Below are 13634 nucleotides of genomic sequence, written 5' to 3'. Positions count from 1 at the left end.
GAGTCTTAAATGGGCCACCAGGGGCCGTTGAAGAAGCTGGTGAGCCAGCCCTGTTCCTGGGTGTTCGCCAGATCCCCGGTACCGCCGTAATAGATACGCGCATTGGCCACCCGCTGGGAGGAGACGCTGTTTTCCGAGCTCACGTCCTCCGGGCGCACCAGACCGGTGATACGGATGTATTCGTTGCCATTGTTGAGCATGATCCACTTCTCGCCGCGCACCAGCAGGTTGCCGTTTGGCAGTACCTTGACCACGCTGACCGAAATGTTGCCCTGCAGGCTGTTGCTCTGATCCGCCTTGGCCTGCCCCTTGAAGGCACTGTTCTGGCCGATGGAGGCCGACAGATCGTAGGGCCCCGCCGTGACCGGCACGCCACCCAGGGTGACGGGGTCGAGCGCCAGCTTGTTGTCCTTGCCGCTCTGGGTGTTGGCCTTTTTCGACGCAGAGGTCGACTCCGCCAACTGGATGGTGATGATGTCACCCACCCGGTGCGCCTTGATGTCCGAGTAGATGCCGTTGACCTGCTCGGGCTGGAAGATGGCGCCGGTCGGGCGCACCGACACCGGCTCCGACTCCCCGTAGACGGGGGCGAAATCCGGGTCATCCGGTTTGGCGGTATTGGGGGTACTGGTGCAACCCGCCAGGGTCAGCAGTCCCAGCATCCATATGGCTTTCATCATGACACTCCTTTCATCAGGTCCGCTGGGTCAGGAAGGACATCATGGAGTCGACGGCGGAGATGACCTTGGAGTTCATCTCGTAGACCCGCTGAGCCTGGATGAGATTCACCAGCTCCTCGGTCACGTTGACGTTGGAGGTCTCCAGCATCCCCTGCTTGATCACCCCCAGCCCGTCCGCGCCGGCAGTCCCCTGAATGGGGGCGCCGCTGGACTGGGTCTCGAGGAAGAGGTTCTCCCCCATGGGCTGCAGGCCGGTGGGGTTGACGAAGTCCGTGGTGTTGATCTGGCCCACCACCTGGGACTGGCCATCCCCCTTGAGCTGGACGGAGACCTGGCCATCCTCCCCCACGGTGACGCTCTGGGCGTTCTCGGGGATCTGGATCTCCGGTTGCAACGGGTAACCGTTGCCCGGGGTGACGATGGTCCCCTCGTCGTTCAGGGTGAACTGGCCGTTGCGGGTATAGGCGGCGCTGCCATCGGGCAGCTGGATTTCGAAGTAGCCGCGACCGCTGATCATCAGATCAAGGGAGTTGTCCGTGGTCTGGACGTTGCCCTGACTGTGGTTTTTCTGGGTGGCGACCACCTTGGCCCCCGCCCCCAGCATCAGGCCGGAAGGGAGCTCGGTGTCCGCCGAGGAGCGACCGCCAGGCTGGTTGATGTTCTGATAAAGCAGATCCTCGAAGATGGCCCGCGCCTTCTTGTAGCCCACGGTGCTGGCGTTCGCCAGGTTGTTCGAGGTGACCGAGATGTTGGTCTGCTGGGCATCGAGGCCGGTCTTGCTGATCCAGAGTGCAGGATTCATGGGGTGCTCCTTGATTAGCTGATACGCAGCAGCTGGGTTTGTGCCTCGTCGTTCTCCTCGGCGGTCTTCATGATCTTGACCTGAGTTTCAAACTGACGTTGCAAGCGAATAAGGTTAGTCATCTCGTCGACCACGTTGACGTTGCTCCCCTCAAGGGAGCCGGCGATCAGGCCCACATCCGCAGACGCGGCCTCATTCTGGCCATCCTTGCGGCGAAACAGGCCGTCCTGGCCTTTCTCCACCGCATCTGCCGCCGGGTTGACCAGCTTGATACGCTGGAAATCTTCCGGCAGGTTGGCGGCTGCCCCCTCGGGACGGCCGCTGATGGTACCGTCACGATTGATCTCGATCTTCTCCATGGGCAGGGGCAGCACGATGGGCTGACCGGCATCATCCACCACATTCAGACCGGTGGAAGTCTGCAGATTGCCGGTGGCATTGAGCTGCAGGTTGCCCATGCGGGTATAGGCTTCCGCGCCGTTGGGATCCTGCACTGCAATCCAGCCCGGCCCATCGACGGCAACGTCAAGATCCCGACCCGTGGTCATCAGCATGCCGTGCTGCAGGTTCTGGCCCGGCCGCTCGGTCATGGCGAACACCCGCGTGGGCAGCCCTTCGCCAAACGCCTGCATGCTGCGCGCCTGCTCGAAGTCAGACTTGAAGCCAATGGTGTTGGCGTTGGCAAGGTTGTTGCCACGAACAGCCAGGCTGTTCATGTTCTCCTTGGCCCCGGACATGGCGATGTAAAGCAGGTGATCCATGGGATCCTCCGTCAAACAGATGACTCTCACAGCTCAACTGCAAGTTGAATGCCAAGAGAGATGACGAAGACGGAATGAAAGGAGGAAATGAGGCGGGACGGAAATGACAAGGGGCGCCGAAGCGCCCCTGCCAACTACCCGTCGTCTTAGCGGATCTGCAGTATGTTCTGCTGCAGGGAGCTGTTCACTTCCAGGGAACGGGAGTTGGCCTGGAAGTTGCGCTGGGCAGTGATGAGGTCGACCAGCTCGGTGGTGAGATCCACGTTGGACTGCTCCAGTGCCGACGACTTGATGGAGCCGAACGTGCCGGAGTTCGGGGTGCCGGGCAAGGCATCGCCAGAGAGCAGGGACTGGCGCCAGGAGGTGTCGCCGACCTGGGTCAGCCCCTGGGAATTGGCAAACTTAGCCATGGCCACCATGGCAACCTTGACGGTGGTGGCATTACTGTAGGTTGCCGATATGATGCCATCTCCCGTAATTTCGACCTTCGTCAAGCGACCGACAGTGGAGCCATCCTGGGTCAATTGGTTGACTTCAAAAGGTGAAGCGTACTGTGTCACGGTACCGAGCTTGAGCTCGATATCCTGAGTGCCATCGGCACCATTAGTAATAATGCCGGCGCCTGGAGTGCCCAAAGGTTCGGTCTTGATGACCTCAGGACTAGTAGGTGTCTGCATTCTTCCAGAAGCATCAAAAGTGACACGCGCACTCAGAGGTGCTTGACTTAGGCCAGTTGCCATTGCCGTCGCTTGACCGCCAACAATATCAATGGGTTTATCACCTTCATAAAGGTACATACGCCAAGCAGTAGGTACAGTCGCCTTGCTTGGATCTGTAGAATCTGCCTCCTTGACAAAATACTGCGTGATAGTGTGCGGCTCACCAAGGGTGTCATATGCAACCACAGATGTTGATGAGGAATATGTAGTTGAATCTTTTGGATCAAACTTGGAATATGTGCGGGCGATACCGTCCTGGCTCAATTGGTTAACTTTGTATGGTGATGCCGATTCGCTTACCGCATCGAACTTGAATTCAACAACCTGAGACTCATTAGCACCATTCATGTTAATGCCAGCACCAGGAACAGCACTCGGCGGGTTGGGAGTTCCTAAAGGTACTGTTTTTAATTCAGCAGGAACCGTACCAGTCATAGTGCCAGAAGTATCGAAATTAATTCGCGCAAACTGCCGTGGGGTTCCCGCATCATTAATATTTATAGGAGTCGTCCCTTGGAAGAGGTACATACGCCAAGTTGCAGGTACTGCAGACTGAGTGGGATTTGCTGGATCTGCGTCCTTGGCAAAGTACTGAGTAATTGTGTGCTTCTCTCCAAGTGAGTCATAGACATCAGTAGTAGTTTGCATTGAATAAGTGCTGGAATCATTCGGGTCAAATGCCAAACCAGGATTAATGACATTAGCGCTAGAGTCCAAATTAAAACTGCTATTAACCTGAGAAGTCATCAATGGGTCTGCACCACTGGCTTTTGGTGTCGAGGTGGTGGGTAGATTAAAACTGGCATTGACTTGTGATGTCTGTACAGGCTCTCCGGCACGATCAGGGATCTGAATTGGCCGAGTTGCAGTAATGCTAACTGCTTTTGGGGTGCCATCGGCGTTGATCTCGTATCCCTGCAAGTAGCCACCTGAATTGCTCACCATATAGCTGTTTTCATTGAGCTTGAAGGCGCCCGCACGGGTATAGGTGCGATCCAGGTTGGTCAGGCCGTCCGAGGTCACGAAGAAGCCGTTGCCCTGGATGGCAAGATCCAGCGCGTTGTTGGTGAATTGCAGCGCGCCCTGGTGGAACTGCTGAGCCACAGCGCCAGTCGCCACACCGTTGCCGACCTGGGTCTTGGCGTTGACGAAGATGGAATTGGCGTAGACGTCGGCAAACTCGGCACGGGACTCCTTGAAGCCGGTGGTATTGACGTTGGCAATGTTGTTCGCGGTGACGTTCAGGTCTTTTTGAGCCGCATTGATGCCGCTGAGGGCATTGTTGAATGACATGTCTTTCTCCTTAGATCACTGCGTTAGAGGACGAAGCCGACTGGGTGGTAGTCTTGCCGGTCGTCGCGCCAATTTCCAATACATCGGTCAGGTAGATGCCGCCCAGTCCCTTGAGTTTGAGGGTGCTGGGGTTGGTGCTCGTTCCCAGGGTGACGCTCTCCACCTTGGCGTAAGTCAGGGCGGGGATACTCTCCGACTTGCCGTCGACGGTGGCATGCGCCTCTATCGAATACTTGCCGCTCTTGGCCTCGTTGCCGGACTTGTCCTTGCCATCCCATTCGAAGGCCACGTTCCCCTTGTGGCTCCCTTCAATGGCGAACTCCCTGATGACCTGGCCGCTCTCGTCCTTCACCGTCACCTTAATGTTGCTGCCGCCATCGCCGGTGGCGATGACCCCCGTGAGGGTGCCCCCCTTCTCCACGTAACCGGTGTTGGACGGGATCAGCACGTTCTGCCCCACCAGCGCGGAAGCCTGCAGCGCCTGGCTGGAGGTCATCAGGCTGTTGAGGCTCTCCATCTGGGTGGAGAGGCTGCTGATCCCCTGAGACGTCGACATCGAGGTCATCTGGGAAAGCATCTGGGCGTTGTCCACCGGTTTGAACGGATCCTGATAGGAGAGCTGCATGGTCAGCAGTTTCAGGAAGGACTCCTGATCCAGCTCCTTTTTCTGGGTACTGGTGTTGACCGTACTGGTCTGGGCCGACGTCGTCCGGTTGACGCCCAGCAGGCTGTCATAGGTATCTGCCACTTATGCTCCCCCCTCTAGGGCGTGCCCACTGGGCCGATTGTTGCCGCCTGGCAGGCGATCACGGGTCACTCTCATCCGGGTTCACCTCTGTCAGGACTTGCCCAGACCCAGGGTCTGCTGCAACATTTTCTTGGCCGCATCGGCCACCTGGACGTTGGTCTGGTAGCTGCGCGACGCCGCTATCATGTCCGCCATCTCTTCCACCATGTTGACGTTGGGCTTGAAGATGAAGCCATCCTTGTCCGCCATGGGGTGATTCGGGTTGTACTCCTTGAGCAGGGGCGCATCACTCTCGACGATGCCCTTCACATCCACCCCGACCGAGGCCTGCTTGTCGGACATGGCCTGATCCAACTGGGCGGCAAAGACTGGCCGCCTGGCGTGGTAAGTTTTTTCCACGCTGGAGCTGACGCTGTCAGCGTTGGCCATGTTGCTCGCCACCGTGTTGAGGCGAACGGACTGCGCGCTCATGGCTGAGCCTGCAATGTCAAAGACCTTGAACAAACTCATCCTTGCTCTCCTTTCAGTGCCTTGAGCAGGCCGCTTATCTTGCTGTTCATGAATTCAAGAGAGGCCTGGTATTCAAGGCTGTTGCGCAGGAACTCGCTGCGCTCCTGCTGTACGTCCACCGTGTTGCCGTCACCGGTATCCGGTTGCAGGGGATTGCGGTACTGGGTCGTGCCCGGGGAATCCATCTGCAAGGCGAAGTGCTTCTCGCTGGTAGTGCTGAGCCCGAACCCTTGCTGGCCCTGGGCATCCTGCAACGCTTGTGAGAAGTTGATGTCACGGGCCTTGAAACCCGGCGTATCCGCATTGGCGATGTTGCTGGACAACACCTCGGCACGCTTGGCGCGCACGCTCAGCGTGTACTGATGAACACCAAATGCCTTGTCGAATGAAATTGCCATAGCACACCTCCTGCTTCATGGATATTTAGCAAGAGGTGTGCCAAGAGGGTATTGAGCGGGGTTATTTGACCTTGTAGACGATGCCGGGGTTGCAGCGGATCATCTCGAACTTATCGGTGAGGCCAGCCAGAGACTCGGAGGCCCCCAGCATCAGGTAGCCGCCAGGATTGAGGCTGCTGGCGAACTGGTTGAGGATCTTGGATTTCACTTCGGGCGCAAAGTAGATGAGCACGTTGCGACAGAAGATGATGTCAAACTTGCCGAGCAGGCTGTAGCTCTCCAGCAGGTTGAGAGGGCGGAAGCTGGTCAATTTTCTGACACGTTCCACCACCCGCATCTTGTTGTCGCCATAGGGTTCGAAAAAGAGTCGCTTGCGCTCGGGGGAAAGCCCGCGAGCCAGTGCAAGGCTATCGTAGATCCCTTCCTTACACTGGTTCAGCATGGTGCTGGATATATCGGTCCCTACTATTTGCACCCCGCCCGGCATGCTACCCGGCCGTTTAACTTGCTGCTCCAGCGCCGTCATGGCGATGGAGTAGGGCTCCTGTCCGGACGAAGAGGCGGCAGACCATATCTTGATGGTACGACCGCTCTTACCAAGCTCCGGGAAAATCTTGTCACTCAATAACTGGAACGGATAGGTATCGCGAAACCACAAAGTCTCGTTGGTGGTCATGGCATCGATCACTGCCATCTTGAGTTCCCGCTCGCGCACGCTCATCGCCCGGGTGACCAGATCAGACAGACTCTCGATACCAAACTGAGTCATCAAGGGCGACAGGCGGCTTTTAACCAGATACTGTTTGTTGTCACCCAGTACTATGCCGCTCTGTTGTGCCAGAAAATTGCTGAATTGCCTGTATAAGTCGTCCGAAAGTGTCTTCATGCAGTTGTTCTTCTTGATTAGAGAGCGCCTTGTACGGCCTTGGCCAATTCATCCGGCTGGAATTTGGCAATGAAATTGTTCGCTCCGACTTTCTGCACCATGGCCTGATTGAACACCCCACTGAGGGAAGTGTGCAGGATAACATGCAAATCCTTGAGGTTGGGATTGTTGCGGATCTCGGCGGTGAAGGTATAACCATCCATCTCCGGCATTTCAATATCTGAAATAACCAATGCAATCTGATCATGTATGGGGCCATTTTTGGACATCTCCAACAACATGTTGAGCGCTTCCCGTCCATCCTTGGCCAGCACGCACTGCACCCCGATAGCCTCCAGTGCACGTTGTACCTGCTTGCGCGCAACCGAAGAGTCGTCCGCAACCAGCACGGGACGCCCGTGAGGATTGCGCTCCACGCTTGCTTCCACCAATTCGGTGGACACCTCAGTGGAGACCGGCGAAATCTCGTTGAGAATGCGCTCCACGTCCAAGATCTCCACCAGCTCGCCATCTACCTCGGTCACTGCCGTCATGTAGTTGATGCGACCAGCCCCTTTGGGTGGCGGCAGAATGGACTCCCAGTTCATGTTGATGATGCGCTCGACCGAGTGGACCAGGAACCCCTGAATGGAGCGGTTGTACTCGGAGATGATGATGAAGCACTTGGAGAGATCCTGGATGGGGCGCTTGCCCATCGCCATGCTGAGATCGATCACCGAGATGGTCTGGCCACGGATATGTGCCACGCCGCGAATGCAGGAGTTGAGCTTGGGCATGACGGTCAGAGGGGGACACTGCAGCACCTCGCGTACTTTGAATACGTTGATGCCAAATCTTTGACGTCCATTGAGACGAAACAGCAGCAGCTCCAGCCTATTTTGTCCCACTAATTGGGTTCGCTGGTTAACCGAGTCCAGAACACTCGCCATAAACACTCCCTAAAAATGCTTGGCACTGATCGTGCATATCATTATGCATGCACATTGGCTTGCATCAGACCATCGTTGTTTCAACAACAGAATAATTCTGGAGCAAGCATAGTTAACTACGGTGGTATACGTGAATAACTTATCGACCGGTAAGCAAAAATGATTAGTAGACTTTTCCTTATCTTACTGCCGTTTTGCAGTCTGTCTCACGCCATGGCGTCCGAGGTCACCGACTATCTGCAAGAACAGGCACAGGCGTTCGTGCTCGACCAGCTCGATATTCCCCTCGATGCACAGGCCGACGTCAAGGCCGGCACCATTGACGAGCGCCTCCCCCTCACGCGCTGCGAAGATGCCCTCACCATTTCCCTCCCCGCCCGGATGGAGATCCGTCGCAACACCACCGTCTACCTCAAGTGCGAGGGAGATAAATCCTGGGATCTCTATCTCCCTGTCCGGGTCAGCATCCAGAAACCCTATGTCACCGTCGCCGTCCCGGTTGCCAAGGGAGACATCCTGAGCGAACCGATGCTGACCTTGGCATACCAGGACCAAACCCTGATCCGTGGCGACTACCTTACCGATCCGACCGCACTCATCGGGGTACGCAGCAAACGTGAGCTCAAACCGGGCCAGCCAATCAGACTGACCCAGGTCTGCGTGGTCTGCAAGGGGGACCAGGTCACCCTGAGTGCTGAAAACAGCAGCATGCAGATCAAAACCATGGCCCGCGCCTTGCAAGATGGCAGCTTCGGAGACATGATCCGGCTTGTCAACACGCGCTCGGGCAGAACGGTGCAAGGCCAGGTCAGTGCAGTGGGCTCCGTGGTCGTGACATTCTGACACAGGAATGCACTGCGCAATTTTTTTCTAAAGTTCTGACCGCCGTCACCGATACACAGGTAAGCGAACAGCAAAGCAGACGAAGGTAAACCTTATGGCTATCAACAATATCAACAATTTGGCTAACAACCGCCTGCAAAACAGCGGCAACAGCCAAGGTGTAGCCACCAAGTCGGCGACCTCCAGCGAGAGCAGCCGTGCGACGACCGTCAAGAGCGACTCTGTCTCCTTGACCAGTGAGGCGCAGCAATTGCAACAGATGCAGAAGACCCTCAACACCGCCTCCACCGGTAACGAGAGCCGCGTCGAGAGCCTGAAGAAGGCCGTGGCCAGTGGGGAGTACAAGGTCAACAGCGAAACCGTGGCCAGAAAGATGTTCAGCTTTGAAGCCGATCTGGATAAACGGTTGGGATGATGGACCTCCCTTCGCTACTGCGCGCTCAGGACGACAACCTCTCCCAGATGCAAGGCTTGCTGGCAGAGGAGTTCGACCTCCTCAAGGCTCACCGGGCCCTTGCCTTGCCGGCACTCGCCGATCGCAAGCAGCAACTGCTGGTGGCCATCGAGACGCTGGACAAGACTCTGGCGGAGCTACCCGACCTGAAGCAACAGCTGAGCGCCTTCCCGACCCAATTGCAGGCCCTTCAAGCCAAGCTGGAAGCCTGCCAGGAGCAGAACAATCTCAACGGACGTCTGCTCGAACTCAGTATTGTCTCCAATCGCCGTCTCGCCAGCTTCCTCAGCAAGCTCAGAGACAGCAGCTCCCTGACCTATGACGCCAAAGGCAATACCCGCTCAGGCACCCGCTCTTTCGGGATCAAGGCCTGATCTCCTCTCCCCCTTCGGGCTTCCTCTCCTTTTGGGCCCCTAGTCAGAGCACCAGCTGCATCAGGGTTTCTCCATACTTGCAGGCATGAATGCTCATGCGGCCCTCGTGATATCGCCCATAACTGGCCACCCACTCGCCCCTTGGAAAACAGATAGACCCCGGGTTCATCAGGATCATCTCTCCTTCCTGACATAGTACAGGCACATGGGTATGACCGCTGATGAACAGGCTCCCTGCAGGCAGGGGCACGTTGCTGGGCTCATAGAGATGACCGTGGCTGACAAACCAACGCCGCCCATCCACCAGTAGCTGGTTGTAGGGCGCCGTGATGGGGAAGTGGAGCAGCATCTGGTCCACCTCCGAATCGCAATTGCCACGCACCGCCATGATGCGGGGGGCCAGCTGGTTGAGCCTTGCCGCCACGGCAGCAGGATCATACCCCGCCGGCACCGGATTGCGCGGCCCGTGATTGAGCAGATCCCCGAGCAGCAGATAGTGATCAGGCTGCCAGGGAGCGAGTTGCGCCAGCACCTGCTCGAGGGCAGTCAGACTGCCGTGCAGATCCGAGATATTGACATCCTCCCCCACCTTAGCGCTTCGCGTCACAGGAGGGGAATTCCCATTACTGGGTGATAGCTGCTCGCGCAGTACCGGGTTCCTGCTTCATCGGGCGGCCTGATTGCACCACGCCTCCACAGGCTAAAACGGCGTGTCCCGCCGCTAAAATATTGCGAGCGCCGTTCACATCGGCGTTCGCCTCATAACCACACGCAGCGCATTTAAACTGGCTTTGCGTCTGGCGGTTATCCTTCGCAGTATGCCCACAACAGGCGCACTGCTGGCTCGTGTAGGCCGGGTTTATCGCCAACACCTGACCGCCTCGCCATGCCTGCTTATATTCGAGCTGGCGGCGCAGCTCAAACCAGCCCTGATCTAATATCGAACGATTCAGCCCTGATTTTGCCCGGACGTTGCGCCCCGGCTGGCTGGTCGTGCCCGCTGCTGATTTTGACATGCTGGCAACCTTCAAATCCTCAATGACGATCATCGCGTGGTTTTTGCTGATAGTCGTTGTGACCTTGTGAAGGTAATCGCGGCGGCTATTGGCGATATGTGAATGCAGCCGCTGGATCTTGGCTTTTTGTTTCTTCCAGTTGCTGCTGAACTTTACCTTTTTGCTCAACTGGCGTTGGAGCCTTGCCAGCTTGGTCTGATTGGTTTTGAAGCTGTTGACGGGCTCAAACACCGTGCCATCTGACAGGGTTGCGAGCTTGGCGATCCCCGCATCTAGCCCGACCATTGAGCCGGAGGGGTGAATTGGCTCGGACGTCTCCTGCTCGACCTGAAAGGAGATATACCAGTGCCCGGCTGCTTGGCTGACGGTCGCGTTTTTAATTTTCCCTTCAACTGGCTGGGACTGGCGAAACTTGACCCACGCCAGCCCGGCAGGCAGCTTCACTCGACCCTTTTCAAGGCGGCAATACTTGTCGAAGTTGACGAACCGGATAGCGTCGCGGTTGTCGCTTTTTTTCTTGAATACGGGTGCCTTGGCGGCGAGTTTCTTATCAAAGCAGCGCATCCACGCGCCATGCAAATCCTTGAGCTTCTGCTGGAGGTTGTCGGTATATGCCTCGGCCAGAAAGGCCATTTCTGGGTCTTTCTTCCAACTGGTGAGCATCCTGTTCAGCTCAAAGGCAGAAGGCAGTTTTTCGCCAGCATCCAGAATGCGTTTGGTTTCTGCCAGCCCGTGATTCCAGACATAACGAGCACAACCGCCCAACTGGCGCAGGCGTTGCGCTTGTTGTTCGGTCGGTTCGAGTCGGAATTTGTAGGCTTTCAGAATTTGCATTTGGCGCTCAGTGTGTAGCATTATTGCCATATCTATTAAGCCCGATTGAGTGACAGAATGCAATTCACTAAAATTAATAAATCACGCCATGCGGCCTACGTTTTGCACGTATACTTGGTGTTTATCACCAAGTATCGAAAGCCGATATTGGGGGATCTGCATCACGCTTCCTTCGGTCAGTGTGCGGCAGAGGTTTGCAGAGATTTTGGTGCGGAACTGAAAGAGTGTGACGGAGAGGCTGATCATGTTCACATGCTGATAGAGTACGCGCCAACGGTGCAGCTATCGGTACTGGTGAACTCGTTAAAGGCGGTCACATCAAGGCGACTGCGTAATGAATTTCTGGACTTGAGAGGTGCTTACAGCAAACCCGTACTCTGGTCACGCTCTTACTTTGCGGGCTCTTGCGGCGGAGCACCGTTGGAGGTGATCAAGCAATACATTCAAAACCAGCGGGGCTGACGCCCCGGCGAAATTCCCCTCCCACCTACGTCGGAGGGAGTCCCCTTTCGCATTTAAGATGGCAATCTTCATTCCACACTCCTCATGGCTGGCTGAAATAGAGATCCTTGGTGGCGATGGCGCCCTTGAGGTTGCGGCTCGGCAAGCCGCGCAGTGCCGGGTCCACCAGTCTCATCTGGTTGTAGTGATAGACGGGGATGACGGGCACCTCCTCCATCAGCAGTTGCTCGGCCTGATGATAGATCCCGGACCGAACGTTGGCATCCAGGGTCTCGGAGGCCTGCTGCAGCAGACCATCGAAGACGGGGTTGCAGTAGCCGCTCTCGTTCTGGGGATCCTGGCAGCGGAAACTGCCAAGCATGGACGACGGCTCGACATAATCACCAAACAAAAATGAACGAGCCAGCATGAAATCACCACTGTTCTTGGCCACCTGATAAGCATTCCACTCCATGTTGTTGAGGGAGACTTCTACCCCCAGCGGTTTCCACATGGCCGCCACCGCCAGAGCCAGCTTCTTGTGGTTCTCCGACGTGTTGTAGGTCAGTGTCAACCTGAGAGGATGGGCGCTGTTGTAGCCTGCCTGGGCCAACAGCGCGGCTGCGCGGGCCAACCGAGTTGACTGGTCTTCCCGGGAGAGGGGGATATCCAGTTCGTCATAACCTGGCATGGCGGGCAGCAATGACCAGGCAGGACGTTCTCCCTGGCCGCTCACCTTCTCGGTCAGCAGGTAGCGATCAATGGCCATGGAGAGCGCTTGGCGCACCCGCACATCCTGCAATTCAGGGAGATTGAGATTGAAGGTATAAAGATAGGTGCCAAGCAGCGGCAAACCCCAGATCCGCTCCGGGGCCTCCTGCATGGTCTTCTGGTAGTACTCCAGCGCCACCTTGTTGGTGAGCTGGATCTCCCCCGCTTCGTAACGCAGCCGCTCCCCATGCTGGGAAGCGAGCGGCAGGTAGGTCACCCGCTGGATCCGGGTATGGGCGTCATCCCAGTACTGGGGGTTGCGCTCGGCTTCGATGCGCTCGTTCACCACCCAGCTCGCCAGCTTGTAAGGGCCATTGCTCACCATCTTGCCTGGCTGGGTCCACTGCTTGCCAAACTGGGTGATGACCCGTTCGTTGACCGGCACGAAGGGACGCTGGCTGACCAGTTGCAGGAAATAGGGAACGGGACGCTCCAGGGTCACTTTCAGGATCTGGTCGCTTTCGGCCTCCACCCCCAGGGCATCGAGATCGAGCGCACCGGCATAAATGGACTGGGCATTGTTGATGCCGGTCGCCAGCAACAGGCCAGCGGAGGGGGAAGCCTGCGCCGGATTCAGCAGCCGCCGCCAGGCGTAGACGAAATCCCGGGCTGTGAGGGGCTCGCCGTTGGACCATTTGAGCTGGGGACGCAGAAAGAAACGCCACACCAGTCCATCCTCGCTGGTCTCCCAGCGCTGGGCCTGGGCGGGCACTATCATGCCCTGTCCATCCTCGCTCACCAGCCCCTCGAACAGGTCCACCAGCACCACCTCCCCTGGGAAGCCGGAGCGGATCAGGGCCGGATCGAGGGACTCGGGTTCGGCGCCATTGCCTTTGACCAGGGTTTGTCTATCTGAAATGTAAGTCTGCTCAACCACGCTACTAGCCAGTGACGGCGGCACCGCCATCAACCCAAGCAGTAAGGGAGATAGCCAGCGACGGGCTGGCCTGACGGCGAAACGGTAAAACATACATTAACCTCGTTCAATTCTTTTGACTGCAATAGGGAGAAGGCCGGCGGCGCGCCTGGAAACGAATGCATGATGCCGCGCTTGTTATCCCCGAAGACGGCCCGTATTGTATCGGGCCTGCCCGATAGAGGGAGTCTTCCGGGCTATTTTTTTCATGGTTTTATGACGACACGGCCGCCACGGGTGCGTGCGACAGCAAGAAGGC

Annotated in this window: 15 protein-coding genes and 2 pseudogenes; 4 read left to right on the top strand and 13 right to left on the bottom strand. The window is 57.1% G+C overall.

Features of this window, described 5'->3' with window-relative positions; all coding sequences use genetic code 11:
• Window positions 1-5 precede the first annotated feature (5 nt).
• The 10 genes and pseudogenes from flgH to I6L36_RS20440 all read right to left on the bottom strand — a co-directional run bounded on the left by flgH (window position 6) and on the right by I6L36_RS20440 (window position 7726).
• The gene (flgH, locus tag I6L36_RS20480) at window positions 6-677 is read right to left on the bottom strand and encodes a flagellar basal body L-ring protein FlgH (protein WP_010675289.1); all 672 of its coding nucleotides are present in this window, start codon (window positions 675-677) and stop codon (window positions 6-8) included.
• Window positions 678-693: 16 nt separating this feature from the next.
• Window positions 694-1482: a flagellar basal-body rod protein FlgG gene (gene flgG, locus I6L36_RS20475; RefSeq protein WP_010675290.1), complete on the bottom strand. Its 789-nt coding sequence runs from the start codon at window positions 1480-1482 to the stop codon at window positions 694-696.
• A 14-nt stretch (window positions 1483-1496) separates the two neighbouring features.
• Window positions 1497-2243: a flagellar basal-body rod protein FlgF gene (gene flgF, locus I6L36_RS20470; protein WP_010675291.1), complete on the bottom strand. Its 747-nt coding sequence runs from the start codon at window positions 2241-2243 to the stop codon at window positions 1497-1499.
• A 146-nt stretch (window positions 2244-2389) separates the two neighbouring features.
• A pseudogene (locus I6L36_RS22085) lies at window positions 2390-3133 on the bottom strand (flagellar hook-basal body complex protein); the annotation flags it as partial.
• A gap of 18 nt (window positions 3134-3151) precedes the next feature.
• Window positions 3152-4255, bottom strand: a pseudogene (locus I6L36_RS22080) (flagellar hook protein FlgE); the annotation flags it as partial.
• 10 nt (window positions 4256-4265) lie between these two features.
• Entirely contained in the window at window positions 4266-5003 is a 738-nt protein-coding gene (locus I6L36_RS20460) for a flagellar hook assembly protein FlgD (RefSeq protein ID WP_102948625.1), read from the bottom strand.
• Window positions 5004-5093: 90 nt separating this feature from the next.
• On the bottom strand, window positions 5094-5513 hold the full coding sequence (gene flgC, locus I6L36_RS20455; RefSeq protein ID WP_005329775.1) for a flagellar basal body rod protein FlgC: 420 nt from the start codon (window positions 5511-5513) through the stop codon (window positions 5094-5096).
• The gene (gene flgB, locus I6L36_RS20450) at window positions 5510-5911 is read right to left on the bottom strand and encodes a flagellar basal body rod protein FlgB (RefSeq protein ID WP_053288337.1); all 402 of its coding nucleotides are present in this window, start codon (window positions 5909-5911) and stop codon (window positions 5510-5512) included. Before flgB ends, flgC begins: the two co-directional genes overlap by 4 nt.
• Before the next feature lie 61 nt (window positions 5912-5972).
• Window positions 5973-6797, bottom strand: a complete 825-nt coding sequence (locus tag I6L36_RS20445) for a protein-glutamate O-methyltransferase CheR (protein ID WP_052815061.1) — start codon at window positions 6795-6797, stop codon at window positions 5973-5975.
• 17 nt (window positions 6798-6814) lie between these two features.
• On the bottom strand, window positions 6815-7726 hold the full coding sequence (locus I6L36_RS20440) for a chemotaxis protein CheV (protein WP_053288335.1): 912 nt from the start codon (window positions 7724-7726) through the stop codon (window positions 6815-6817).
• Between the two features lie 237 nt (window positions 7727-7963).
• Between I6L36_RS20440 and flgA the strand changes: the two genes are divergently transcribed.
• From flgA to I6L36_RS20425, 3 genes are all read left to right on the top strand, one after another.
• Window positions 7964-8569, top strand: a complete 606-nt coding sequence (flgA, locus tag I6L36_RS20435; protein WP_029314756.1) for a flagellar basal body P-ring formation chaperone FlgA — start codon at window positions 7964-7966, stop codon at window positions 8567-8569.
• Between the two features lie 94 nt (window positions 8570-8663).
• Window positions 8664-8984: a flagellar biosynthesis anti-sigma factor FlgM gene (flgM, locus tag I6L36_RS20430; protein WP_069785264.1), complete on the top strand. Its 321-nt coding sequence runs from the start codon at window positions 8664-8666 to the stop codon at window positions 8982-8984.
• Window positions 8981-9397 carry a flagella synthesis protein FlgN gene (locus I6L36_RS20425; RefSeq protein ID WP_052815062.1) on the top strand — a complete coding sequence of 139 codons (417 nt, stop codon included), beginning with the start codon at window positions 8981-8983 and terminating at the stop codon, window positions 9395-9397. The genes flgM and I6L36_RS20425 overlap by 4 nt, the downstream gene beginning before the upstream one ends.
• A 43-nt stretch (window positions 9398-9440) precedes the next feature.
• Here I6L36_RS20425 and yfcE read toward each other — a convergent pair whose 3' ends face one another.
• Together yfcE and I6L36_RS20415 are read right to left on the bottom strand one after the other, a co-directional pair.
• The gene (gene yfcE / locus I6L36_RS20420) at window positions 9441-10004 is read right to left on the bottom strand and encodes a phosphodiesterase (protein ID WP_223945731.1); all 564 of its coding nucleotides are present in this window, start codon (window positions 10002-10004) and stop codon (window positions 9441-9443) included.
• A 16-nt stretch (window positions 10005-10020) separates the two neighbouring features.
• The gene (locus tag I6L36_RS20415) at window positions 10021-11310 is read right to left on the bottom strand and encodes an RNA-guided endonuclease TnpB family protein (RefSeq protein WP_216986874.1); all 1290 of its coding nucleotides are present in this window, start codon (window positions 11308-11310) and stop codon (window positions 10021-10023) included.
• Between I6L36_RS20415 and tnpA the strand changes: the two genes are divergently transcribed.
• The gene (gene tnpA / locus I6L36_RS20410) at window positions 11305-11709 is read left to right on the top strand and encodes an IS200/IS605-like element ISAs26 family transposase (RefSeq protein WP_104454394.1); all 405 of its coding nucleotides are present in this window, start codon (window positions 11305-11307) and stop codon (window positions 11707-11709) included. The two genes, I6L36_RS20415 and tnpA, sit on opposite strands and share 6 nt — an antisense overlap.
• A gap of 82 nt (window positions 11710-11791) precedes the next feature.
• Here the strand turns inward: tnpA and I6L36_RS20405 are convergent, their stop codons facing one another.
• Window positions 11792-13429: a peptide ABC transporter substrate-binding protein gene (locus I6L36_RS20405; RefSeq protein ID WP_052814883.1), complete on the bottom strand. Its 1638-nt coding sequence runs from the start codon at window positions 13427-13429 to the stop codon at window positions 11792-11794.
• Window positions 13430-13634 lie beyond the last annotated feature (205 nt).

The sequence above is a fragment of the Aeromonas sp. FDAARGOS 1406 genome (assembly GCF_019048565.1).
In the GTDB taxonomy this organism is placed as follows: domain Bacteria; phylum Pseudomonadota; class Gammaproteobacteria; order Enterobacterales; family Aeromonadaceae; genus Aeromonas; species Aeromonas caviae.
Note: the sequence above shows the minus strand (reverse complement) of the source record. Positions and strands in the feature narration are given on the sequence as shown.

What these genes read in the sequence shown, in the direction of transcription:
- flgH (WP_010675289.1), bottom strand. Translation starts at nt 677, where the DNA reads ATGAAAGCCATATGGATGCTGGGACTGCTGACCCTGGCGGGTTGCACC.
- flgG (WP_010675290.1), bottom strand. Translation starts at nt 1,482, where the DNA reads ATGAATCCTGCACTCTGGATCAGCAAGACCGGCCTCGATGCCCAGCAG.
- flgF (WP_010675291.1), bottom strand. Translation starts at nt 2,243, where the DNA reads ATGGATCACCTGCTTTACATCGCCATGTCCGGGGCCAAGGAGAACATG.
- flgC (WP_005329775.1), bottom strand. Translation starts at nt 5,513, where the DNA reads ATGAGTTTGTTCAAGGTCTTTGACATTGCAGGCTCAGCCATGAGCGCG.
- flgB (WP_053288337.1), bottom strand. Translation starts at nt 5,911, where the DNA reads ATGGCAATTTCATTCGACAAGGCATTTGGTGTTCATCAGTACACGCTG.
- I6L36_RS20445 (WP_052815061.1), bottom strand. Translation starts at nt 6,797, where the DNA reads ATGAAGACACTTTCGGACGACTTATACAGGCAATTCAGCAATTTTCTG.
- I6L36_RS20440 (WP_053288335.1), bottom strand. Translation starts at nt 7,726, where the DNA reads ATGGCGAGTGTTCTGGACTCGGTTAACCAGCGAACCCAATTAGTGGGA.
- flgM (WP_069785264.1), top strand. Translation starts at nt 8,664, where the DNA reads ATGGCTATCAACAATATCAACAATTTGGCTAACAACCGCCTGCAAAAC.
- I6L36_RS20425 (WP_052815062.1), top strand. Translation starts at nt 8,981, where the DNA reads ATGATGGACCTCCCTTCGCTACTGCGCGCTCAGGACGACAACCTCTCC.
- tnpA (WP_104454394.1), top strand. Translation starts at nt 11,305, where the DNA reads ATGCAATTCACTAAAATTAATAAATCACGCCATGCGGCCTACGTTTTG.
- I6L36_RS20405 (WP_052814883.1), bottom strand. Translation starts at nt 13,429, where the DNA reads ATGTTTTACCGTTTCGCCGTCAGGCCAGCCCGTCGCTGGCTATCTCCC.